We start from the raw sequence: 22,556 nt of genomic DNA, 5'->3' as shown, positions 1-22,556 counted from the left end.
AAACTAATACAGATGAGCAGACTTGAATTTAAAGATGGAATATACAGGATAACTAAAAAAATTCCTTTTACTGAAAATATGGTTAAAGAGGAATTTATTAGTATAGCTTTCAAATTTGCATATGAAATGGCATATGGAGAAGGGTTTCACAGAGATCATAGAAGTGGAGGAAGTTTAATTAGGACTCCAGATGAGGTTTTTGCTAACACTTTCCAAGGTAAGCTTGCAGAGTTAATTTTGGATGATGAATTAAAAAAAAATGATATTACAACTTCTGGAGTTGATTTAGGAATATTTGAAAAAGGAATATGGGATCATGGAGACATAGTTGCAAATGGCAAAAATATTAATGTGAAATCTATGGCATTCTTTGCAAATTTATTTTTACTAGAATGTAAAGACTGGGATGAAAATGGAACCTACACACCAGATGGAGGAGCATTTATATATGATTATTTTGTATGTGTCAGAATCAAACCTAACCTAAAAGATCTTTTTAAAAATGGAGATTCTGATATAGAAAAAATGTCTAAGATCTTAAATATGCAGGATTTGTATTTTGATATTCCTGGAGTTCTATCACACGAAACCTTAAAAGAAATAATCAAAAGGGAATACATACTCAAAAAAGGGGATAAACTAAATCAAACCACAATGGATGCTGACAATTATTACATCCAAAGTGGTGATTTAAAAGACATTAACTTGATGTATAATAAATTAAAGGATCTTTGACTCAAGTACATCAAAAATTTTACCTGCAAGTCTTTCAATAACAGGAACACTTACAGAATTACCTGCTTGTTTGTATAAGTGTGAATTTGCAATCTCAGGAAGCTTAAAATCATCTGGAAAACCTTGAAATCTAAAACATTCTCTTGGAGTTAACTTTCTAAAGCCAAATTCTGTTTTAACCATAGGAACATTGTGTCCTCCTGTTCCCATGTTTGCAGTAAGTGTTGGACATACATTAGATTTATTTTCCCTTACATACTGCCTTCTGAACTGATAAATAGTATCTTCTTTTGTCATAGTTTCTTCTAACATGTGATACATATATTTATCTTTTCCATAGTAAAACTTATCATCAACTTTTTCATGAATAATAAGATCTTTTATTTTCCTTTTTAAAGGGTCTTTTTTAGGAAACTGAAACTTAAAATTATCTGGGTACTGTAAAATGTTTTTATCAAAACAAACCATAAAGATTCTCTCCCTATTATGAGGAATATCTCCATAATCTTTAGTGTTTAAAACTTTTGCATCAAATGTATAACCTCTGCTTTCCAAGCTTTCTTGTATAACCTTAAAGGTATTACCATGGTCATGCCCCACTAAGTTTTTTACATTTTCTAAGAAAACTACTTTAGGTCTAATTAGATCAACAATCTCCATTATACGAAAAAAATGGTTTCCCCTATCATCTGTAAATCCTTTTCTATAACCAGCTACTGAAAAGGGCTGACATGGAAATCCTGCAGCTAGCACATCAATTTTCTTTAGCTTATTAATATCAAAAGATATAATATCATTCTCATATAGTTGATGGGAAAAATTCTGTCTATATGTTACACATGCATTCTTATCATATTCATTTGCCCATAAAATATTAAATTTTGCTTTTTTAAATCCTAAACAAATTCCTCCTATACCAGCATACAAGCTTCCTACTGTGAATTTTTTATTCATTTTCTTCTTTTACAATTAATGATAGTTCTTCAAATGAACTAAAGTTTTTTAAATGTTCAAATCCTATAAATTCAACAACTCTTTTGGCTCTTGAACCTATACCTATTGTTCTTTCTTTACCTTGAAACCTGCTTATAGTCTCCTTTCGTGCAAGTCCACATATCCATACTTCTTTTTTATCATCATAAACAAAAAAAATCACAGGTCCATCTATATCTTTCTCAACCTCTGGAGTTTTCCCATATTCACACAGTTTTAAATATACCTTAGTATTTTCAATTGTGAGTATACTCTGGATACTCTTTAGATCTAAATTATCCCAATCAAAAATTCTTTTGGTAAATAGTTTTTCAAGAGCTAAGATTGGTAAACATTTGTGAAGATTATTCTTATAATACTGCTCACCTTCAAATTTATCTCTCAGCTGATTTAAATTATTTAGTTTTAGATCATTAATCACTTTCTTTTGTATTAAATGAATGTCCCTATAAGGAATATCTATGATATGAAATAAAGATTTATATTTGAGTACATTATTTATAAAATGGATCATTAATATGATTTTTTGACTACAAATATAATCATTCATGAGGTTTAAATATGCACCAATAAAAAACTAGGAAGTAAGATCAGCTTAAAAACCAATGATAATTAGAGTTACCATTAAGTAGTTTCTGAATACCTTTTGAAAACTCAAAAGCATTCAAATTCCTGTCAAGGAAAGTGTCTATATAACTGCTCTTATTAGCCTGTGTAAAGAGATTATACACATTCCAGAGGTTAATATCTCCATCATCATTTCTGCAAAAGTTTTCATCTTCATAGTAGTCTTTAGCTACTGTACTAAGCTGACTGTCATTAAAGTTCAGACTTGGTATGGCTAATCTCTCTTTTTTAGGTAAATGTTGATACAGTCTTGACCTGCCTAAGAGCTGGGCAAATTGATGCTCTGTAAGATAACTGTGAGATAATGACTTCATAACCTCCAGATGACTTTTTGCATTGTAGTTTTGAATCACATGGGTAACTTTCTCCTGTAGTTCATGATAATTTCCAACTCTCATTTCTTCTACAAAACCATCAGAACTAACACATAAATTACAGCAAACCTTATTTTGAAAGCCAATGAAGAACTTGAATTTTTCAAAGGTTTTCTTGTTGTAAAGGTTCTCCAGGTTATAACTTCGTACTCCTCCCAAAGTTAGAGCTAATTCATTACCATTGATAGTGTCTACAATAGATGGTATTTGAATAATAAAAGCCATTCTTTCATAGTAAATGGTCTTCTCATGGTCTAATAATTCCTTAGCACTTTTGTATATGGCATCAGGTGTCCTGCCCTTGATTTGATGTGATACCCTAATTTCAGGATTGCTGATACTGTGATGTGGGAACAGCTTTAATATTGTATTCATCACAATATCTATAAACTCTTGATGGGCAATAGTCTTTTCATTGTCTTTACTGAACACAGGAATGATGCAGTCACTTTTAAGGTGGCTTAAATCAACTTGTAAGGTGTTGGCTTCAATGAATGGCTTATGAGCATAGGCAGAGCCTGTTGTACCAATAGTTGTACTGACTGTATCAGAAATCAAAAGAGGTTGAACACTTCTTGGTTCAACCTCCTTACATTCATTCATTTTGCTTGGATAAAACACCTCTGCCTCTTGGATATTTACAGCCTCCAGGTTAAGGTGACTGCTTCTTTGGACATTGTGCAGTTCCATTACTGCTGTATTATCTGTGTATTCCATTAGTTGAAAAGTTTTGAGGGTTGGATAATTTGATTAAAAATGATTTTCTGGCTTCATATTCAGATTTTAAATCTTCCTGATATTGGGGAAATTGTTTGTAAAGAGCCAAAAGGTCATTAATTGTGTTGCAATCTCCAATTTTACTAATCAGAGTGTTAATCTCATTAGCACCCAGGTAACTTTGTTTAGGCATAGAAGAGGTTACCTGGGTTGGGTTAATAGTTCCTGAATTACACCAGTCAAGAATCACCTTACCAGTTTGAGGGGTTATCAGAAACTCAGGTTTATTCATGAATAGTCCTGTTCTATCCTTACTTGCTTTAGCCAAATGATTATCATTAACTAATTCAAAATTGATAGTGAGTTCATATTCAAAGCCATCCCTAGTGATTTCTTTTGTTCCATGTTTCACGACTTTAGTCTTACCATTGCTACCAATATCTAAAGAATAATCCATCTTTCTTCTTGTGGTGGTAATGATATGACAGCTTGACTGTAATATCTTGTTGATGAATGCTTGATGCCTTGGAGTTACATTAGCCCAATCCTGAAACCTGCCACCTAATTTCTCATGAATTTCTAAGCATCCACCAGAGCCATTCCATTCATGGCTAGCTGAATCTATGATAATAACTTCAATGCCTGATTTCTCGCATAATTCAATAGCCTGGATATATCTTTCAGGGCTATAAGGTGCTTGTAAGTCCAAAACATTATAATTTCCCAGGTCTGAATATAAGGAAGCAGAGGAATTTTCTGTATCTATAACAGCTATTTTGCTCCAGTCTTGTGTCATTCCATAGGCTAATAATAAGGCTGATTTGGTTTTTCCAAATCCACTTGCTCCGGATAATCCTAATCTGAGCTTTACCTGTTGTCTTTGTGATTGTCTTAATTGCATAATAAATTGATTTAAGGTTAAATAATGAAAAATCCCTACAATTTCTGTAGGGATTTTTAGAAACTTCCAATTTCGTTTTTGTACTCTATAGGGATATATACGGAAATAGAAGTTTAAGAAATGCTAAATGCCTCTCTATCTCCATTTAGATATTGAATAAAAGGGTTTCCATCAGCATCTATTATTAAGGTTGGCATTGCTTCTTCAGGAATACTAAAATCTTCTACACTAAGAAAGTTCATTACTAAATTAGAATCTGGAAGAACCACATCCTCCTCTATTATAAAATAATACCCATTCATTGTTGAGCTTTTAAATTTTTTAGCCTTTCCTTTAAAAAAATCAACTTTCATATAATTATAAAAACCTTTAATTCTTTCAGCTTGTGAATAATTACTTCTTGTAAATAGATTCTTAAAATCAAACAGGTTTTTACTAATAACAGGGTCATAAGTAATTAAGACTTCAATCATTCTACTATACCTGTCCATTTCATCAGGTAAAATAAAATTCTCTGGTACATCATTAGGAAAGCACCTTTGACCTCTTCTAGTTGTGATTATTGAGTTCAACATTTTTTCTCTAAAATAATTTAAGTCCAAATAAGCTTGTACCACTAATTTATCACTGTCTAAAATATCATCTGGAGTTTCATTCATTTTTAAAGCATGTGATATACATGACATTAAATATTCCCCTCTAGGATAAGAAGCATCTATAACAAACCCACTAGTAGAGTAAAACTGAAAATTAAAAATCTTATTTTGGGGATAAAACTTCCTTTGGACAAAAGCTATCAGCTGTTGTTCAAAATTTTTATGAGAATCCTTAATTATCTCTTTTCTTCCAACAGAATCTTTATAGAAAACTTTATAATTACTAAATATCTCATCCTTAAGATAATTATAAAAATACTTTGATGTAGTAGTCTGAAGAAGCCACAAAAAATTTTCATCTAGATACTCTTTTAAAAATTGCTCTAATTTCCATTGAATCTTCCCTTCTTCAAAAATCAAGAGAGATTTAGCATTTGTATCTGCAAGTCTACAATTAACGAATTGATTTGTTAATGCAGAATATAAGATAAATGAAGATAAATCTCCACCAAAAAATTTATGATATTTTGGAAAATACTTTTCTCCCTCCAAAATTTTATAGTTTTTATAACTAGGAAAAGTTAGTGAAAGTTTATTTTCTCTTGATAAGGTTTGTATATGTTGCTCTTCATCTCTAACATTTTCATGAATTACTTCATCATAAAAAGTTTTAAGCAGTTCATCCTGTTGATTAAAAGAATAATATTGTACTAATCTATCATTTGAGGCTTTGTAATCCTGATGTACTTCATAGGAATCCATAAATCTTTCTTTTAATTCCTCAGACATCATTAATGTAGTCGAATCAAACTTATCAGGTGGAGGGAGAACAATATGAATTTCTCCTTTAGTTCTTTGTCTTGCTAAAGCTTGGATAATGGAATTTACTCCATCTGAAAATATTCCATAATTACTTAAATTTCCTTTTGTACCTAATGGAGGAAGAATTATGATTAAAGCATGATCTTCTTTTTCAATACTTACTCCAGATTTAAAGTTTGTCCCTACATTACATTTCTCAGGATTATACCTATTTACGAATATATCTCCAAATGAATATTTACTATCTGAAGTACAATTGTTAATCTCCCCAAAAGCATCAAACAATAACTTACCAATACCTGAATCTATATTATTACATATTTTATCTGCAAGATTTTTAGAATATGAAAGAATATCTATTTTCTTTCCTTTTCTAACTAAATCCTCAACTATTGCTTGTATACCATCATTACTTTCTGAATAACTACTTGCAGTATTAAAATGTAAAAATAATTCTGATTGCTTATCCATAAACACTTTTCTTTCAGATTCTATAATTTGAATTTTATCATCTGTAAGCTCAGCCAGATACTCTATTACAACCTTAGAAGCTTCATTGTAAGTGGCGCTTAATATAAAATTCTTATGAATGACATTTTTCCATTTCCATAAGTTGAAAATATATCTTTCTTTAAAATTATGAATGGAATCATGGATTTCATCATAGATAAAAACTACCTTTTTTCCACTTTCTTCACACATTCGCTTTAAGTAGTTTATATAGTTTCTTTTAGCTTCGCTGTTTATTAAAGATTCCTCTCCTGGATTACCTAATAAACAATTCACTGTAGCAATCTGAACCCTACTATTCCACGCATCTCTAGACATATCCTTACCAATTAGCTCATATCTATAAATATCCTCTTCGGGTATTCCTATACTAGCAGTTTTTTTATAGTATTGCTCAACTAAACTCGTAAATGGTGAAACTATGAATATTAAATAATCAGTATTATCATAATAGTCTTTTACCACTTCCATTATAGCTGTAGTTTTACCCTGACCTACTGCAGCATTAATAACTACTGTATTTTTTTCTTGCAAATCTATATTATCGATAATAGCCTGACCAATAAACCCATCATCGTTTGGACTTATTACTACTTTATCACTCACAGAAAAATCTGGAAAATCCTCCTTATTTATTTCTTTAAAATCTATAGGAAAACCATCAAAATGGCTATTAGTTGACTCCATATAAAATAATATTAAATATTTAGTAAAAATAGAACATAGTAACTAATATTAAGTTATTTCAACTTAGAATTCAATCTATTCATCTGCTCACTAACCTTTTTCTGTACTACCTTAGCATAATGTTGCTGGGTTATAGTAATTTTTGAATGCCCTAAAAGTTGTGATACAATCTCCATAGGGACATCATTAAAAAGTAATACAGTTGTTGCAAAGGTTCTTCTTGCTAGATGATGAGTAAGCCTTTTATTTATTCCAACTATATCAGCTATTTCTTTCAAATAAACATTAAACTTTTGGTTACTTAACTTAGGAAGAACTCTTTTTTCATCAACATAGTCATATTTATCAATGATTCTTTTACTTCTAGTAAACAGAGGTATTGTTAACAAATGCTGAGTTTTTCCTCTCATCATATTAATCCATTCATTACCATCAAATCCCTTTATAATATGAGATTTTTCAAGATTAACCATCTCACTATAAGCCAAACCTGTATAACAACAGAATACAAACATATCCTTAACCATCTGCAATTTTTCAGCTTTAAATTGATATTCCTCAAGCTTAGCTAATTCTTCTTCAGTTAAATAAGTTATTTCTTTTTTAATATGTTTTACTTTATAGTTAGTAAAAGGTTCCTTGTGTAAAATATCTTCTGAGAGAGCAACCTTGACAATTTTCCTGAACCTTTGTATCATCTTATTAGTAGTAGCAATAGCTAAAGACTTTTCTGTTTTTAAATAAAACTCATAATCTTGAATAAATTTCAAGTCTAAATCTTTAAAATGATAATCAGCTTTGTTGAAATGAGATTTTATAAAGTCTTTTAACAACTCTTTCGCTTGTTTAAACTTCCATAAGGTTGCTATAGAATACTCCTTCCCTATTAGTTTTTCAACTCTTATATTATGTTCTTGAAAAAGCTGAAGTATAGTTTTGTCTTGCTTAGGAATATCTCCTTTGTATTGTAAGTAAATATCGTTAATATCAAAATCATTTCCACTAACCTGTAGAAATAAAAAAGCCTGATTAATTCCATTCTTAACCAGACTTAGTGAAGTATTAATAAATGTATTTTCTTCATTAGGAGGCTTAATTAATTGTTGTTTACTATCCCATTGTTTAGAAATAATAAATAATCCTGTAGAAAAAACCTTTCTTTTTCCTGAATAGGTTAACCTACACCTCAATGGAGCTTTACCTTTTGTATTCACATTGGTTTTATCTATCACAAATAGTATATGTAATTTATTGTAATTCATTTAATTAATAAATTTTAAAGGGTATGCCTTTTTAATGATGAAGATGTGCCTTTTTATATGCCTTTTCTCCATCAGAAGGAACTATAGAAACTAGAATTATTGATAAAATGTAAGTATAAAAGACTGAACTACAGTATAGAAATAAAAAAAGCACTCAAATTGAGTGCTTTTCTGTGGTCCCACCTGGGCTCGAACCAGGGACCACCTGATTATGAGGCAATGCCCCTATACATCATGAATTATTAATCGACTGAAAGATAACCCTTTACGGAATTATTATTTTAAAGATTGTTTGTTTTTTTATTCAAAAGTTACCCGAAAAGTTACCCGAAAATTGCTTAATTTTTATCCTATTTCCGGTACATATTTGTTTCAAATCCATAGATAAAGTTTGCGTTGATTTTATATTGTGTACAAAATAATCTGATATGTTCTGCTGTGAAATGATAATAATTTCTATACTTTTCTAAATCCGGATTTTTGACCTTATGAACATAAACCGTATTAAGATTCATAACCAAGTAAGCTTCAGTTTTGAATTTGATTACCTTCGACTGTTTTAGCATATCAATAGCTTTCAACATATTTTTATCTGATTCAATCATTAGTTTACTTTGAAATTATACTTTCTATAAAACTTTGCACATTCAACAGTTTTATAATTTATTACGTCTCCATTTTTTACTCCTTGAACCTCATCACATTTAAATCTGGATTCAAGAGTTTTTGGAGATTCACCACAACCAACAATACTACATCCGGTTGACCGTGTACAATACTCTGTAACATTCCAAGTTTGAAAACAGGCTGAATCATCATCTTTACTACAACCTAAAAAACATAAGGGAATTAATATAATTACCTTTTTCATATTTATTTGCTTTTAATTATCTATGTCTTCTTTTAGCTTTTCCACTTCTACGATGTTCCACAATATTATACAAGAATGAAACTTCTTTTAAGTTCAAAATAAAATCGCTATTTCTTCCATCGCCATTATTTAGGGAGTGGCAAGTAATTTCTCCAGTTTCTATGTTATGATCTACTATTTCTTTTAACATAATCCCTTTCGTTCCGTGAGCAATTACAAAATCGTACTCTTTAAAATGTAACTTATACTGCCATAAATCCCTTTTAACCTCCCTACATATAACTATATCACCAGGATAATATTCTGGTTCCATACTATCTCCATCAACTTCAAAAGCTAAATATTTGCCTTTATATTCCTTGTCTGCTTCTACTAATACCACTGGCAAATCTTTTAAATACTCATCTGCATAATAACTATCCGTATACCCTCCTCTTGCTTTATTAGTTACCACTCTAACCTCCAAATGTGTTGGATAAATTTTTGGAATAACATCTTTATAAACTTCTTCAACAATAGCATTGCTATTTATATCATAAAGCATCCGACCATCACCATAAATTAACCAATCAATATTTAAATCTGGATACTTTATCTTTATTATAGCAAGTTTATCTGGGGAAATAGATTTTCTGATAGCATTTATATAGCCTTGTGAGGCCCCAATAGAATCAGTAAACTCTATACTCTTAATATCCTTATGATTAAGGTACTTCTTCAACCTTTCTTTAACACTCATTGCCAAATATTTAAAATTTTAACAAAACTTTAACACAAAAACAATAGCTTTGCTATTGTATATATTATAGCAATGCTATACTTTTGTATTGTTATCAGGACAAAAATAAGACAAAAAACAGACATAAAATGAGGAAGCCCGTAAATACCGTAAAAATACCTATGAAAAGTAAGTTTTCCTTGATTCCAGAAAGTGCAGAAGAAAAGAAATATATAAAAAGTCTTGAAGATCTTCTTAAAAAGAAAAGACATGGAGATTGGAAGCTTGTTTCTGAAATGATTGATATTCCTACTGCATCTGTTGAGAAAGCATTTTTCAGAGTTTATCAAAAGAATCACTTTGAAACCGTCTCTGCTCTTGAAAAAGTCATAAACAATAGAAAAGAACTTATTAAACAATAAAAAAATATGACAGAAGAACAAGCGACAGCACTTTTGTCACAACTAGAAAAAATTGAGAAGAGTGTCCTAAGAGACATATCTCATGTTAAAGCTGAAATTATAGCACTCCGGGGAAATGTGGCAATTGAACCGAAGCAACCGAAACAGAACAAGTCTACAAGGCTTGAAGAAATGGAAGCAAGAATAAGAGCTTCATACAAATAAAAAAGCCACCTGCAGCAACAGATGGCGAAATGTTCAACTATTAAAAGTCAAACAAATGAATACAGCAAATTTAACACTATTGGATCCAATCAGCCAAATAAAAAAGCAAAATATGTTAATCAACATAGAATCTGGAAATGATAGATTTTTAGATATCGATGTAACGCTTTTTGAAGATGATGAAATTTCTGTTGATGTAAATCTTGAAATTGAAATAGATCAAAACCCAGAATGGGGAAACTCTGTAAAGCATTTTAAAGTTCATTTTCTATCTGCATATGATAGTATAGAATGTGAAGATCTCCCTTTGATTCTTCGTGAAAAAAGAGAAATAGAAAACCACTTACAAAACCATCTAAACTTTAACATAGTATGAAAACAGCATTAACAATAATTCTTTTTGTCAATACTGCTTATGTATTGGCAATATCAGAAAATCAGAATCCAATAGATTTTATTTTCCCCTTATTCATCTACGTTTTCTTTGGATTCTTCCGGTACTATCATAAAGAATTTACCAACTACTTAAACAGCCCCAACCATGGAAAACACAACAATAGAAATCATTAATGATATGGGCGTGTATTATGTCAATGGTAAAAGACTGGGGCATGATCAACTATCAGGTAGAGAACTAAAAGCACTTAACAAATTTCTAAAAGATAAAAAACTTCAAAATGAACGAACTATTAAAAATTGAAACCTTAGATGTCAGCCAACTTCCAGAATTACAAGGAATGCGCGAAAAACAGCTTCAAATTGTCAAGGAAAACCCTTTCATTGAAATTATAGACAATAAAACTTTTGATGAAGCAAAGAAGGCCAGAACAACCCTTGTCACTGCCAGAACTGAAATTCAGAATCAGGACAAACTAATTGCTTCTAAAATAAAAAAGTTTCGTGAAACCGTTGCAGGGGCTAGTGAAGAACTTATTTCCATTACCCGACCACACGAAGAAAAGCAGCAACAAGAAGTTAAAAGATGGGAAGAATTGAAGGTAAAGGAAAAACAAGAAAAGTTGCGCCTGGAAGAAGAGAGAAAGAATAACATCAAGAATTCGATTAGTTGCATTATTGATGAAGCCTATATGAAAATCAATAAATGTTCTTTTGAAACCATTGAATCATTAAAAGTTGATTTTGAAGAAGGTCTTTATAAAACGGATGTTTCTCAATTTGAAGAATTTGAACTTGACTTTAATGAAAAGTTGATTCAATTCAAAAATGCCTTTTCATCTAAAATCAAAACACTTGAAGAAGCAGAAGCGCAAAGACTTGAAAACATAAGACTGCAGGAAGAAAAAGCAAAATTGGATGCTGAAAAAGCAAAAATGGAAGCTGATCGAAAAGCAGAAGAAGCAAGAGTACAAAAAGAACGCAACAAGCTGGCAGCAGAAAAAGAAAAACATGATGCAGAATTAAAAGCCAAAGAAGAAGATGCCCGAAAACTGCGAGAAGCTGAGGAAGAAAAGTTGAGAAAGCAACGCGAAGAACTGGAAGCAGAAAAAGCACATTTGGCTAAAATTGAAACTGATCGCCTTGCAAAAGAAGATGCAGAACGTAAAGAAAAGGAAGATGCAGAACGTGCTGCAAAAGAGAAAGCAGAAGCAGAAGCAAAGGCAAAAGCAGAATCGGAAAGGCTTGAAGCCTTAAAACCAGAAAAGCAAAAAGCTGTTGAGTTCTTACAAAGCTTACAATATTCAATTGCTGATCCAGAAATAAAAGACGAAAAATTAAAAGCTGAATTCATCAGATCAATGGAAAGAATTCAGGATGCAATTTCAGATGCAGTTTCTGTAATTAAAAATTTCAAATAATATAAAATCATACTACAATGTCAAACGAAAATCAAAATTCAGAACAAAAACCGGAATTATATCCAAAGAACGGTGAAATCACATTTATCATGCCTTCAACAAATGCTATTGGCGCATTAAAGAATGCTGATACTAACAGAAAGTTAACAGTTTCATACCAGAAAAAGGAAGAATGGATTGCTGAACAAGGAAAGCCAGTTGAATGTTTCTTTCTTGGGTTTAAAGAAGCAACAGACGGCAAAGGAAACACTTATTTCCTTGCAAAATTACACGATGGAGCGAAAGCCTTTGTTGCTGGTCAAACAGTTCTTGTACAGGCATTAATGAACACGCAAATCGGTCAAGGTGTTAGGATCACTTGTACTGGATCAACAAAAACAACAGGTGGAAATGATATTCCATTATTCGATGTTGATGAATTAAATATAAATCTTTTCGACAATGCTGACTAAAGATAACATTGTTGTTGATTTTGAAGCATTAAGAGCCGAACACGAGGCGGCTCTTGCTTCAATTGAGCGAACTGCAGAAGCTGAAAGGAAACGTGAAGAATGGTTCAAATCCAGACTTGGAAAGTTTACATCTTCTGATTTAGGACGGTTAATGGCAGATACTGATTATTTGAATTTAACAGATTCAAAAGTTGAAGAAATCAGAAATAAATACAAACCAAGAGGAAATGATAAATATTCGACTTCCGATTTATCAAAAGAATATGGATTTGAAGAATCATTAATAAGAAAAATTATCAAACCGGACTTCCAATTTAGCGAACATTTATCAACAGGAGCATTAACATACATTGAAGAAAAAGCCCTTGAAATTCTTACAGAAGGACAAAGTGTAAAACGATTTTCTAATGATTCAATGGATCGTGGAAATGAAAAGGAACTTGAAGCAGTTTTGATGTTTGAACAAAAGTATGATGTTAAATGTTATGCAACAGGAGAAAATCAAGAATTCGTTGAATTGTGTTCATATTTCGGAGGTACACCAGATGGTTTGATTGATGCTGATGACATGATTGAGGTGAAATGTCCTGACTGCAAAACTCATGCTTTTAGAGTTAAAAAGATCAAAAATCAAGCTGATTTCAAGGAACATGAGAAAGATTATTATTGGCAGATTCAAGGAAACTTTTTAGCAACCGGACGAAAGAAATGCTACTTCATTGATTATGATGATCGATTTACAAAGAAAGAATTACAACTCCATGTGGTCGAAATTCATAGGAATGAAGAAGACATTCAGAAAATCAAAACCCGCCTAAAAATGGCAGAAAATCAAAAACAAATCTTTTTAAACAATTGGTAAAATGGAAAACAAAAATTCTGATTTTGTTCAATTCACAAAAAAAGAATTGAAAAATGGAACTGAAACCATATCAAAAACCGAATACAAGGGATATGTTATCAGATTACGAACCTACAACGGTGCATCCATGAGTATCAGTAAAGAAAATGGAAAAGGTTTTACTGAACTATATAAAAGAAATTATTCTTTCGGATTACTTTCTAATCTACTTCAAAAAGCTAAAGATTACATTGATAATCATGAAGATAATTTAATCAGAAAATTTGAAAGTAAGAATGATAATCTATTACAAAAGGATAATAACATATCATAAATATCCTGACAATGACCAGAAAGATCAAGATTACATTTTATTTTCTACAAGTCTCAAAAAGTTTGATAAGAATGTAATTGAAGGTGTGAAGTTCAATCCAAACACCTCAATAGAAGAAAAAGAAAACTTTCTAAAACAACACTTAAAAATTAAGAAAGTAACTGTAAAAAAGATTTAATATGATTTTCGATACTTCCATACCTGAAATGAAAAAGAAAGCAATCAACAGAATTAAACACCTACTTGATAAAAAAGCAAAAATTGAAGTTTTGGAAAAGAAAAAAAACAGGACTTACAGTCAAAACAATTATCTGCATTTAATTCTTGGATGGTACGCGTTGGAATATGGCGATATGCTTGAAGAAATCAAACAGGAACACTTTAAAAAAATAGTGAATCCGGATATTTTCAAAACGGAGTTTATCAACTACCAGACGGGCGAGGTTCGCGATCGTTGGAAAAGTTCAGCAGAATTGAACACTGAAGAAATGTCTTTAGCAACTGAAAGATTTAGAGACTATTCAATTCGGACATTAAATCTATACCTGCCGGAACCGAAAGATCTTGTGCATCTGGATGAAATCAAAAATCAATTAGAACAATATCACAACAAAATTTACCTATGAAAGAAATAATTCTCAATACAATAGATGATTTATGTTCTGACTTCACTTACTATGACAGGAAAGAAGATGAACAATTAAGCATGGAGCAATTGGATGAAACTGTAAAATCAGGTGAAATCACCATTGATGAAATGGTCGAAAGATTTAGAAAAAATTTAGAAGAAACTTATACTAAATAATTTATGGAAGATACAGACATAATGCCTTACGGAATTCATAAAGGTCGGCAAATGCAAGATGTACCAGCTGAATATCTTATTTGGCTGTATGAAGAAGGAAAGTGTGCCGGACCTGTGAAAGAATACATTGAAGATAACCTTCATGTTCTTGAAACTGAAATTGAACGCAATAAAAAACAATCTAAAAAATGACAAATAAATTAGAAACCAAACATCAAGAGATAAGATTCGTCACATCAGATCTGAAAGAAATGAAAGGGATGTATCTGGCAAAAAGACTGTTAAGAACCTGGAATGAAGATTTTGTTGATGAAGATAGCGGTGAGGTTGTTTCGATCGAACGTAACGAAATAATCCTTGACATAGGAACTCTTTTAGATAATCACAATTTACAAATTGTAGACTTTCATTTAAGTTCTGGTGATATTGCCAGAGTGGATGTAAGTAATCAAAAAAGGGATGGAATATTTTCAGATGAATATCTAACCTCAACTTGGTGTGTTACTGCAGTAATCGGAGGTAAAAAGAAGAATATTTATATGTATGCCAATTCAGTATTTGTTGCATTGGATATTGCCAAAGACTTTATTGAACAATCTTATCCCGGGCACTTTGGAATTGCAGGAGTTAAAGAATTGAATAATGCTGTTCTTATCACAAATGTTTCACAGGAAAATGATGGCGAGCTGAAATTCTACATGATTGAAGTTGAAATTGAAAAGGATGAACACTCATACAACAATGGATTTATTGTGAAAGCATTAAACGCTGAAAACGGAAAAGCATTAATTGAAGCCTTTTTAACCAACAAATTCAAAGAGGAAAATGATCTTGGAGAATTTCATTTAATACTTCAATCTGCAAAAGTAATTCCGTGTGAAGCTGTCATTGATTCAGTTTTCAGTTCAAAATACCTTGATATTGAAAAAGTTGATGGGTAAAAATGGAAAAGCACACGAAAAATTATCTTGCTTTTTTTCCTTCTCATAACGGGTTCTATCATTGCGAAATCTGCCATAAACAAGCAACCGAGATTCACCACATTCAAAGAAGATCAGAGTTCGGCAGCAAAACAAAACATCTACAAGATCAAATTGAAAATCTTATTGCATTGTGTAGAACCTGCCATGAGAAAGCACACGCCAATACACTTACTAAAGAATACCTGACAGAGGTTCATCAAAAAAATATGCAAATATGAAGGTAACAGATTTAAAACTAGAACAGGAAGTGATTATTAACGGATTCCGGTACAAATACAAGGGGATTAATAAAGTTAAGCTGTCCGGTTACAAAGTTCAAAAAATAGTTTTTAAAAGCCTTGAAAACGGTCCTGATAAGTATTTTGACATTACACTTGGCCATAAGGATATTAAAACTTTGAAAATTGAACTTCCAACAAAATGAGACTATCCCATATCATCATTAGGATCTTTATTCCTAAGAAAAACAGAATACTAAAAACTCATTGGTAAGAATGAACTATATCAAAGAAATAAATTCGTTTTACGATTGGCTCGAACTAAATTCCGTTTCTGATTCTGTAATTACTTTATGGCATGCTATGATGCATATAAATAATAAGTCGGGATGGAAAGTAGAATTTACGGTGGCTATATCAACACTACAGGTGAAGACGAGTTTAAGTAAATCTTCGATAATCAGAGCTAGAAACACGCTTAAACAACTTGGCAGACTGGATTTCAAAGAGAGAAAAGGCAATCAAAGTTGTATTTACAAAGTCATTGCGTTTCACAGTGACACGCAAAATGAAACACAATTCGTTACACAAGCCGACACACAAACCGTTACGCAAACCGATACCATTAATAAACTAAACAATACTAAACCAAACTCTATTCTTTTAGAAAAAGAATCAAAACAAGGTTTTATTTCAATTGAAGAATCTAAAGAATTATTTCCACAATCAGATCTGGCAAATCAACAATCAGAAAAAAAAGAAAAAAGTTGCGCAAAAAAAGAAAAATATTTCAATCAGGCAGACTTTAAGAAAAAGCTTATTGGTCTTGGAGCATTAGAAAAACATGCTGATGATTGGATTGAGGCCCGGAAAAAGAAAAGAGCTTCATTTACAGAAAGTGTTATTGATGCTGTTCTCAGGGAATGTGAAAAACATAATTATCCATTTCCTGAAGCAATTAGGCACTGTGCAGAGAATAGTTGGCAGGGATTCAAATATCAATGGGTAGAAAAAGAACAAAATGGAAAATCAAATAGTTACAACTCAAACAACGGAGTTAACAACCGTCCAGAAAATACAATTGGCAAGGGTGGGAAAAGATCCACTGCTGCCATACTTGCCGAACGAGCTCGTAAGCAAGCTGCCGGAAACAGTTACGGCGGAAATTTCACAACCGAAACTTAGATACTGCAATGAAGCCGCACGAATGATTTTCGCAAATAAAGTGGTTTTTGAGATAGATGCTAAAATTGAAGATGATGGCAATGATGATCCGGAAGATGCTTTAAGCCCTACAAACATAGCATTAAACAGGGTTATTGACTATGCAAAGAGGTCAGATCTGACAGAAAAGGAATTCATGATTGCTATTAGTATGGCCCAGAAAGGACTGTTGCAAATTGACGGTGAGAAAGTGAGATTTTTCCGTGAGATTAATCAAGCGCATTTTGCACAATATGAAATGGGTTACATAGATTTCAAAATCCGGGATCAAAAATACCAGAATGCTAAAGATTCAATTCAAAAATTTCTCTCCCCTCCGGAAAAGAAAATGACCCCTGAAGAATACGAAGCTTTAACATTAGAAAACATTCGAAAGGATTATCACAGGTTCAAAGCTGATGGAAAAACTTTAGCTACTCCCATTTTTTACGAATTGATTAAAAAAGATAAAGGCGACCGAGTAAAATTAGTTTTTGTTGAGAATTTTTTAAAAAATTATGCTCCAGAAACTGCAGAAGGCAAACTAAGTGCAGATGGTACTGCCCTACCAAAATTGATTAAAAAAGACGCATATCTGGAATTCCAGAACGAAATGATTAAAAACTATATCATCTATTTAAAACTTCATGAATCATCAGAAGAAATATGGATGCAACATTGGAAACGATTAAATGTTAAAAATGAAACCCGTAAAGATTAAACCAGAATTAAGAAGTCTTATCCAGACTTATCAGAAAAACAGAATTGACAAGACTTTTCATCCTTACAAAAAACGAAAATCAAAATCTAAACCATGAAAAATTTAATTATTAGTTTAATTCTATCGATTCTCTTGGCATCATGTTCATCTGATATTGAAACTTTCGAATATGACCCGAAATATCTAATCGAGATAGACTTTAAATCCGGCCAAATAAAAGAAGGAGGAAAAGTTTTAAAACCTGCAAGCTCAGAGATTTCAGCTATATGTGTAAAAGCAATCAATAACGAACCTCTTCCAGAAGACTACAATGCTAAAATACTTTGTATTGGATCTGGAGGAAATAATGTCGAGTACTTTTATGTTTTTATTTCTTCTTCAACAGTAACCGGATATTTTCTAGTGTCACGTAAAGAAGACAAATATTTGACACATATCGTTAATGCATTTGAGCAAAACAGCTGTCTAAAAAGATGGATTATGAGTTCTTAGACAAGAATCCAATAGACTTAAAAATACCATCCTCTTGCTTAATAAAAAGTTCTTGTAGATTGTTTTCTGGTTTAGTTGGGTAAAAAAGTTCCCGAATATCAATATCAAAATATTCTGCAAGTTTTACAAGCATATCAGCTTTTGGAAACGTGTTTCCTTGATTTAAATTTGAAAGAGTGGTCGTAGTTATGCCTAAATCTTTTGCCACATCCTCTCCTTTCAAATTACGCTCATTAATAATGTCTTTTAATCTTAATAGTTTCATAATATTATTTTATCCTACAAAGATAGAGTATCAAAAGTTTATTTTGATAAAAAAGGTATAAATCCAAAATAAATTTGGATATTATCAAAATTTGTTTTAGATTTGAAACAACTTAATCAAAAGAATGTTTTGATTCAATAATTAAAATTTATCATTTCTACTTAAAATTTGAGCTGACCTAGGCAAGTCAATAAACTACCTATTTAAAATTTGGCTGCCTGGCGGTGGTGGATCGCTGCCGGGCTTTTATTAACAATTAATATTAATTAAAAATGGACTTAGCATTACAAGAATTAGGGTTTATAAAGGTCAAATATTATGAATATACTTTGAATGTAAATAAAGAAGTGCCTACAGATTTAATAGTTTACTTGGGTGTTTCTGATCACAATGGTAAAGTGAGTAATAATGTTTTTCTCGATCAAAGAGGAGTCTCAATATTTTTATTTGACTTTGACAAAATAGAGCAAATAGATAATCTTTTAAAAGCTTTAAAAAAAGGTTGACCACCAATAACGGTCACATGGTTATTAGTTTTTCCGGGTGGCATTTGATCATTTCCGTCACCCGGTTTTATTTTAAACAATTAAAATCAAAAATATTATGAATAAGCAACAATTATTAAACCCAAGATTTAAAGTAATAAACACTTATCCAGGATGTGAATGGGAAATTGATGAAATACTAGATAGAGATTGGGGATTGGATGGAAATGATGAAGATGGCTTTAAACATATAGTTTCAGACTTCCCCCACTTATTTAAACCTTTAAAATGGTTTGAAGAAAGAAAAGCGGATGACTTCCCAATATATGTTGAATTAATCATCGACATTCCTTATTACGGATTAAAGAAAGGACAAATTGCACCAATCTACAAAATTGATGAACATATAAATAATCATATGAATAAAGCTTCTGCAACTCTATTTGGAAAGCCGCTGATAAGTTTAGATTCCGTAGTTCCTATCGATGTTCAATTAGAAGATGGCTTTCAAGATGAAATAAATAGAATGTCATGAGAGAAATAAAATTTAGAGCAAAAACTATAATTGGTGAAAAGTTGGTTACAGGTAATTTAATGTATTGGGGTGGGGATTATCAAATTTGGGAAACCGAAAAAGACGGTGAAACGCACAACTATCAAGTAATTCCCGAAACAGTTGGCCAGTATACCGGGCTAAAAGACAAAAACGGAGTAGAGATATATGAGGGGGATATTCTTGGTATGCCAGAGCATAAACATGAAGTTTGGAGCGGTTCTGTATATTACAAAGAAGGAGGTTTTTACATTACTCCAAATGGTGCCGAATCAATTTTAAATACTTATAGGACAGGAAGAAGTATTGTTATCGGCAACATTCACTCCAATCCTGAACTACTAAACGCGTCAACTTCTGACGCCTCAAACAACAACCTTTAAAGAAAAATAACAATGAGTAGCCACCAAGAGAAACAAGAGATCTTCGACGCTTACGCGAAAAGCAAAAACTTCACAGATTGGCCATCACTTCAGCATGTTTATAAGGTTAATTTGCTTAATAAAGATGAATTCATGTTGCATGTTTTCGCTGCCTGCAATCTAGTCCAGGAGGAACAGCAGAAGAGAATAGCGGAGAAAGCCCGAATTAATTTTCACGATGGCCACTTCAAGACAGATAAGCAATTAAAATACTATCAAGCCGGAGCGGACAATCTTACAGTTGACAAAGACTCCATACTTAACTGCGAAAACTTTATCAAATGAAAGCATTAGAAGAGCTAACAGCCGATATACGGGAGAAGCTGCCGAGGCTGAAAGAATTAGGTATAGGATGTATTTTTTGCTACCCAACCTCAGAAGACATTAGTTATATTGTTACTCAGGAAGAAAAAGAAATGATCTCTTTTAATAGAGTAGAAACATTCTCACAACATAGGGTTGAATATATATCTGTAATTCAAGAAACACGATTAATTATCGGTAAAGAACCAATGCTTAACGATGTGCTGGAATGGTACGATGAGCATGTTGAAATTACCGAGAATAATGGTCAAGGATTTTATACACGCGGATTCTACGATCAATTTGAAAACTGGATCGAATGGGATATGTCAAAACCATTCCTTAAAGACCAATCCCCGGGACTAATAAACTTCCTTAACGGATTGATAAAAAAATAACGTCTTCCTGACATCAGGAAAACTATAATCTAAAAAAACAAAACAATGACAAAAGAAGAGAAAATACCATTTACTAAAAATACAAAAGAAGCGAGACAAGCTTTAGAATCGTTAGGCTTTAGACCTCTATCATTCTTTCAGGGGAAAGAATTCATTTGTGGATTAATTTCAACTATAGCTAACGCTCGCGAATCTTGGAAGGAAAAAGACTATTCAACTTTTGATATAAAAGAAGATTATCATGAAGATAATCCTTGTGACTTAGAAACCTTTATCAAAAAAATAAAAACTTATGAAAACTAAACAACAGATAATAGAAAAGGCTTGGGGACTCAATTATAATGAATTCAAAGACTTCATCGACGAAGATGGGTGGGGGAAATATCCTGATTTTCAAAAACATGAAATGACTGAAAAAATCAAGCCTTTGGAATTTAGGTTTTCTGATTTTCGTCCTTTATCCCTACATGGGATAGAAAATAACAACGGCTGGATAAAAGTAGAAGATGTTCTTCCAGATGAAGGAAGAGAGGTTGTTTGTTTTAATAAAGCTTGGATTAATGAAGATTTTAATCCAAAAGGTATCAGAATAGGTTTTTTAAATGGTTCTGAATGGACCACAGCTCATTACTGGAATTATCAAGATACCTACGTTACTATCTCACATTCATATTGTGACAATGACGAAGAATTCAGTGATGAAATAAGAGAAAGTATAGATCCCACGCACTATAGATTAATTACCGACAAACCACCAATTTACTAGCCATGACAAAAGAAGAACAACTACGTATATACTCGGCTTATCTGCCGTATAAACTGCAGGTAGAATTTAAAAGAAATATTTATCCCGCCTCTGTTGAAATTCAAACTTTGGATTTAAAAAATTTGAGTTCAGTAATATATCAGGGGAAATCTAATTCTTTTAAAATGAAGCCAATACTTTGGGACCTCTCCTATCTAACAAAAGACGAATTTAATTTTATTTGGGAAAATGAAACAGATTCCGAAAGCCTTGAACAAGCAATAGCTTTAGATGCTGAATCATTTTTAACCTGCAAATTCTCTTATGATTTTTGGCAAGAATTATTTAAAAACCACTTCAACGTCTTCGGCCTACCGGAATGCGAATACATCAACAAAGCAACTTTAACTCAAAAACAATAATACAGTGATATGGACATTCTAGTAGAATTAAAATACAAATTAGCAAATTTTGGTGATGTTATCTCCCTTAAAAATGACTTTGTTTTCACCCTATTAATGAGAATTACAGATAATTCTGGAAGAAATATAAACAATATTCTGGACGCTGTTAAATCCTATATAGGATCTGAAAAAGAAAAAATTGAAATACTTCAAAATGATGAAGAATACATTTTAATCGTATTAAAACCATAAACATGAAAAACACACTAGAAAACAAATCTCTTTTCTTCGCCTTACACTGGGGCCAGAAAATAATGGCAGTAACTGTAAATGAAAATGATGTTCGTCAAAAAGTCGGTGGAACCTATATGGACAAATATCACATTAAAAGTTGTCATTTAGAACTTAATAGTTGCCTTAAAATATCTGATGAACAAGCCTTGGAAGTTGCAAAAAGATGCTATCAATCAGAAAAATATCTGAAGGTTGAATATGGCAAAATAATAGCTTCTAATCTTCATTATGCAAAAGATAATGATACAATGGGGTACAATGCAGCAGTAAATGAATATTTAAGGGCAGAAGGTTTTGCAGTTCCATATGACGGAAAATCAGTTTTAACCCTGATCAATTACGGTTGGATAAAATTAAAATAATCCCAGTAAGGAAAACCGTA

General features: G+C 31.8%; 37 protein-coding genes. 27 read left to right on the top strand and 10 right to left on the bottom strand.

The annotated features are described in order from the left end of the window. The first annotated feature begins 12 nt into the window (after nucleotides 1–12). Nucleotides 13–735, top strand: coding sequence for a hypothetical protein (locus EG342_RS09985; RefSeq protein WP_103291370.1), 723 nt, complete (start codon nucleotides 13–15; stop codon nucleotides 733–735). On the opposite strand, the gene dcm is transcribed toward EG342_RS09985, so the two are convergent. From dcm to EG342_RS09940, 9 genes are all read right to left on the bottom strand, one after another. After that, nucleotides 721–1,689: a DNA (cytosine-5-)-methyltransferase gene (dcm, locus tag EG342_RS09980; RefSeq protein ID WP_103291374.1), complete on the bottom strand. Its 969-nt coding sequence runs from the start codon at nucleotides 1,687–1,689 to the stop codon at nucleotides 721–723. The two genes, EG342_RS09985 and dcm, sit on opposite strands and share 15 nt — an antisense overlap. Further along, on the bottom strand, nucleotides 1,682–2,242 hold the full coding sequence (locus EG342_RS09975; RefSeq protein ID WP_123868071.1) for a hypothetical protein: 561 nt from the start codon (nucleotides 2,240–2,242) through the stop codon (nucleotides 1,682–1,684). Before EG342_RS09975 ends, dcm begins: the two co-directional genes overlap by 8 nt. Before the next feature lie 76 nt (nucleotides 2,243–2,318). Further along, complete coding sequence (locus tag EG342_RS09970; protein ID WP_103291378.1) at nucleotides 2,319–3,446, bottom strand: DUF3871 family protein; 1,128 nt, start codon at nucleotides 3,444–3,446, stop codon at nucleotides 2,319–2,321. Further along, nucleotides 3,430–4,347 (bottom strand): AAA family ATPase, encoded by a 918-nt coding sequence (locus EG342_RS09965; RefSeq protein WP_123868070.1) that lies wholly within the window; start codon nucleotides 4,345–4,347, stop codon nucleotides 3,430–3,432. The genes EG342_RS09970 and EG342_RS09965 overlap by 17 nt, the downstream gene beginning before the upstream one ends. 113 nt (nucleotides 4,348–4,460) lie before the next feature. Next, nucleotides 4,461–6,962 carry a DEAD/DEAH box helicase gene (locus tag EG342_RS09960; RefSeq protein ID WP_103291341.1) on the bottom strand — a complete coding sequence of 834 codons (2,502 nt, stop codon included), beginning with the start codon at nucleotides 6,960–6,962 and terminating at the stop codon, nucleotides 4,461–4,463. A gap of 53 nt (nucleotides 6,963–7,015) precedes the next feature. Further along, nucleotides 7,016–8,224, bottom strand: coding sequence for a site-specific integrase (locus tag EG342_RS09955; protein ID WP_103291343.1), 1,209 nt, complete (start codon nucleotides 8,222–8,224; stop codon nucleotides 7,016–7,018). 350 nt (nucleotides 8,225–8,574) lie between these two features. Continuing rightward, nucleotides 8,575–8,829 (bottom strand): hypothetical protein, encoded by a 255-nt coding sequence (locus EG342_RS09950; protein ID WP_103291383.1) that lies wholly within the window; start codon nucleotides 8,827–8,829, stop codon nucleotides 8,575–8,577. Beyond that, nucleotides 8,829–9,095, bottom strand: coding sequence for a hypothetical protein (locus tag EG342_RS09945; RefSeq protein ID WP_123868069.1), 267 nt, complete (start codon nucleotides 9,093–9,095; stop codon nucleotides 8,829–8,831). The genes EG342_RS09950 and EG342_RS09945 overlap by 1 nt, the downstream gene beginning before the upstream one ends. A 16-nt stretch (nucleotides 9,096–9,111) precedes the next feature. After that, complete coding sequence (locus EG342_RS09940) at nucleotides 9,112–9,834, bottom strand: S24 family peptidase (RefSeq protein WP_103291386.1); 723 nt, start codon at nucleotides 9,832–9,834, stop codon at nucleotides 9,112–9,114. A gap of 161 nt (nucleotides 9,835–9,995) precedes the next feature. Here EG342_RS09940 and EG342_RS09935 point away from each other — a divergent pair, with 161 nt between their 5' ends. The 16 genes from EG342_RS09935 (at nucleotide 9,996) to EG342_RS09860 (ending at nucleotide 18,305) form a co-directional block, all read left to right on the top strand. Beyond that, on the top strand, nucleotides 9,996–10,235 hold the full coding sequence (locus tag EG342_RS09935) for a hypothetical protein (protein WP_123868068.1): 240 nt from the start codon (nucleotides 9,996–9,998) through the stop codon (nucleotides 10,233–10,235). A 6-nt stretch (nucleotides 10,236–10,241) separates the two neighbouring features. Continuing rightward, nucleotides 10,242–10,439 (top strand): hypothetical protein, encoded by a 198-nt coding sequence (locus tag EG342_RS09930; RefSeq protein ID WP_103291390.1) that lies wholly within the window; start codon nucleotides 10,242–10,244, stop codon nucleotides 10,437–10,439. Nucleotides 10,440–10,494: 55 nt separating this feature from the next. After that, complete coding sequence (locus EG342_RS09925; RefSeq protein ID WP_103291392.1) at nucleotides 10,495–10,815, top strand: FtsZ/tubulin family protein; 321 nt, start codon at nucleotides 10,495–10,497, stop codon at nucleotides 10,813–10,815. Further along, the gene (locus EG342_RS09920) at nucleotides 10,812–11,009 is read left to right on the top strand and encodes a hypothetical protein (protein ID WP_123868067.1); all 198 of its coding nucleotides are present in this window, start codon (nucleotides 10,812–10,814) and stop codon (nucleotides 11,007–11,009) included. The genes EG342_RS09925 and EG342_RS09920 overlap by 4 nt, the downstream gene beginning before the upstream one ends. A 107-nt stretch (nucleotides 11,010–11,116) precedes the next feature. Beyond that, nucleotides 11,117–12,256, top strand: coding sequence for a hypothetical protein (locus EG342_RS09915; protein WP_103291394.1), 1,140 nt, complete (start codon nucleotides 11,117–11,119; stop codon nucleotides 12,254–12,256). Nucleotides 12,257–12,273: 17 nt separating this feature from the next. Further along, nucleotides 12,274–12,708 carry a hypothetical protein gene (locus EG342_RS09910; RefSeq protein WP_027378147.1) on the top strand — a complete coding sequence of 145 codons (435 nt, stop codon included), beginning with the start codon at nucleotides 12,274–12,276 and terminating at the stop codon, nucleotides 12,706–12,708. Continuing rightward, complete coding sequence (locus EG342_RS09905; RefSeq protein ID WP_103291396.1) at nucleotides 12,698–13,570, top strand: YqaJ viral recombinase family protein; 873 nt, start codon at nucleotides 12,698–12,700, stop codon at nucleotides 13,568–13,570. Before EG342_RS09910 ends, EG342_RS09905 begins: the two co-directional genes overlap by 11 nt. 1 nt (nucleotide 13,571) lies before the next feature. Then, nucleotides 13,572–13,883, top strand: coding sequence for a hypothetical protein (locus EG342_RS09900; protein ID WP_103291399.1), 312 nt, complete (start codon nucleotides 13,572–13,574; stop codon nucleotides 13,881–13,883). 179 nt (nucleotides 13,884–14,062) lie between these two features. Continuing rightward, nucleotides 14,063–14,509: a hypothetical protein gene (locus EG342_RS09895; RefSeq protein ID WP_103291403.1), complete on the top strand. Its 447-nt coding sequence runs from the start codon at nucleotides 14,063–14,065 to the stop codon at nucleotides 14,507–14,509. Further along, entirely contained in the window at nucleotides 14,506–14,688 is a 183-nt protein-coding gene (locus EG342_RS09890; RefSeq protein ID WP_103291406.1) for a hypothetical protein, read from the top strand. The genes EG342_RS09895 and EG342_RS09890 overlap by 4 nt, the downstream gene beginning before the upstream one ends. Nucleotides 14,689–14,691: 3 nt before the next feature. Continuing rightward, the gene (locus tag EG342_RS09885; RefSeq protein WP_103291408.1) at nucleotides 14,692–14,880 is read left to right on the top strand and encodes a putative quorum-sensing-regulated virulence factor; all 189 of its coding nucleotides are present in this window, start codon (nucleotides 14,692–14,694) and stop codon (nucleotides 14,878–14,880) included. Further along, complete coding sequence (locus tag EG342_RS09880) at nucleotides 14,877–15,629, top strand: hypothetical protein (protein ID WP_103291411.1); 753 nt, start codon at nucleotides 14,877–14,879, stop codon at nucleotides 15,627–15,629. Before EG342_RS09885 ends, EG342_RS09880 begins: the two co-directional genes overlap by 4 nt. A gap of 2 nt (nucleotides 15,630–15,631) precedes the next feature. After that, entirely contained in the window at nucleotides 15,632–15,889 is a 258-nt protein-coding gene (locus tag EG342_RS25680) for an HNH endonuclease (RefSeq protein ID WP_103291413.1), read from the top strand. Then, nucleotides 15,886–16,095, top strand: coding sequence for a hypothetical protein (locus EG342_RS09870; RefSeq protein WP_103291416.1), 210 nt, complete (start codon nucleotides 15,886–15,888; stop codon nucleotides 16,093–16,095). The genes EG342_RS25680 and EG342_RS09870 overlap by 4 nt, the downstream gene beginning before the upstream one ends. Before the next feature lie 815 nt (nucleotides 16,096–16,910). Beyond that, nucleotides 16,911–17,813, top strand: a complete 903-nt coding sequence (locus EG342_RS25370; RefSeq protein WP_213084024.1) for a hypothetical protein — start codon at nucleotides 16,911–16,913, stop codon at nucleotides 17,811–17,813. 93 nt (nucleotides 17,814–17,906) lie between these two features. After that, complete coding sequence (locus tag EG342_RS09860; RefSeq protein ID WP_103291423.1) at nucleotides 17,907–18,305, top strand: hypothetical protein; 399 nt, start codon at nucleotides 17,907–17,909, stop codon at nucleotides 18,303–18,305. Here the strand turns inward: EG342_RS09860 and EG342_RS09855 are convergent. Next, nucleotides 18,292–18,570, bottom strand: coding sequence for a helix-turn-helix domain-containing protein (locus tag EG342_RS09855; protein ID WP_103291426.1), 279 nt, complete (start codon nucleotides 18,568–18,570; stop codon nucleotides 18,292–18,294). The genes EG342_RS09860 and EG342_RS09855 overlap by 14 nt on opposite strands. A gap of 272 nt (nucleotides 18,571–18,842) precedes the next feature. Here EG342_RS09855 and EG342_RS09850 point away from each other — a divergent pair, with 272 nt between their 5' ends. The 10 genes from EG342_RS09850 to EG342_RS09805 all read left to right on the top strand — a co-directional run bounded on the left by EG342_RS09850 (nucleotide 18,843) and on the right by EG342_RS09805 (nucleotide 22,536). Continuing rightward, the gene (locus tag EG342_RS09850; RefSeq protein ID WP_103291428.1) at nucleotides 18,843–19,076 is read left to right on the top strand and encodes a hypothetical protein; all 234 of its coding nucleotides are present in this window, start codon (nucleotides 18,843–18,845) and stop codon (nucleotides 19,074–19,076) included. Nucleotides 19,077–19,173: 97 nt separating this feature from the next. Beyond that, complete coding sequence (locus EG342_RS09845; protein WP_103291430.1) at nucleotides 19,174–19,590, top strand: hypothetical protein; 417 nt, start codon at nucleotides 19,174–19,176, stop codon at nucleotides 19,588–19,590. Then, nucleotides 19,587–19,991 (top strand): YopX family protein, encoded by a 405-nt coding sequence (locus EG342_RS09840; protein WP_103291433.1) that lies wholly within the window; start codon nucleotides 19,587–19,589, stop codon nucleotides 19,989–19,991. The genes EG342_RS09845 and EG342_RS09840 overlap by 4 nt, the downstream gene beginning before the upstream one ends. Before the next feature lie 12 nt (nucleotides 19,992–20,003). Then, nucleotides 20,004–20,315: a hypothetical protein gene (locus EG342_RS09835; protein WP_103291435.1), complete on the top strand. Its 312-nt coding sequence runs from the start codon at nucleotides 20,004–20,006 to the stop codon at nucleotides 20,313–20,315. Beyond that, nucleotides 20,312–20,731 (top strand): hypothetical protein, encoded by a 420-nt coding sequence (locus EG342_RS09830; RefSeq protein WP_103291438.1) that lies wholly within the window; start codon nucleotides 20,312–20,314, stop codon nucleotides 20,729–20,731. The genes EG342_RS09835 and EG342_RS09830 overlap by 4 nt, the downstream gene beginning before the upstream one ends. 45 nt (nucleotides 20,732–20,776) lie before the next feature. After that, nucleotides 20,777–21,034: a hypothetical protein gene (locus EG342_RS09825; RefSeq protein ID WP_103291441.1), complete on the top strand. Its 258-nt coding sequence runs from the start codon at nucleotides 20,777–20,779 to the stop codon at nucleotides 21,032–21,034. Continuing rightward, on the top strand, nucleotides 21,024–21,497 hold the full coding sequence (locus EG342_RS09820) for a hypothetical protein (protein WP_103291444.1): 474 nt from the start codon (nucleotides 21,024–21,026) through the stop codon (nucleotides 21,495–21,497). Before EG342_RS09825 ends, EG342_RS09820 begins: the two co-directional genes overlap by 11 nt. Nucleotides 21,498–21,499: 2 nt before the next feature. Next, nucleotides 21,500–21,898, top strand: a complete 399-nt coding sequence (locus EG342_RS09815; RefSeq protein WP_103291447.1) for a hypothetical protein — start codon at nucleotides 21,500–21,502, stop codon at nucleotides 21,896–21,898. A 9-nt stretch (nucleotides 21,899–21,907) separates the two neighbouring features. After that, on the top strand, nucleotides 21,908–22,132 hold the full coding sequence (locus EG342_RS09810) for a hypothetical protein (protein ID WP_103291450.1): 225 nt from the start codon (nucleotides 21,908–21,910) through the stop codon (nucleotides 22,130–22,132). A 2-nt stretch (nucleotides 22,133–22,134) separates the two neighbouring features. Beyond that, nucleotides 22,135–22,536, top strand: a complete 402-nt coding sequence (locus tag EG342_RS09805; RefSeq protein ID WP_103291453.1) for a hypothetical protein — start codon at nucleotides 22,135–22,137, stop codon at nucleotides 22,534–22,536. Nucleotides 22,537–22,556 lie beyond the last annotated feature (20 nt).

The sequence above is a fragment of the Chryseobacterium lactis genome (assembly GCF_003815875.1).
Taxonomy (GTDB): Bacteria; Bacteroidota; Bacteroidia; order Flavobacteriales; family Weeksellaceae; genus Chryseobacterium; species Chryseobacterium lactis.
Note: the sequence above shows the minus strand (reverse complement) of the source record. Positions and strands in the feature narration are given on the sequence as shown.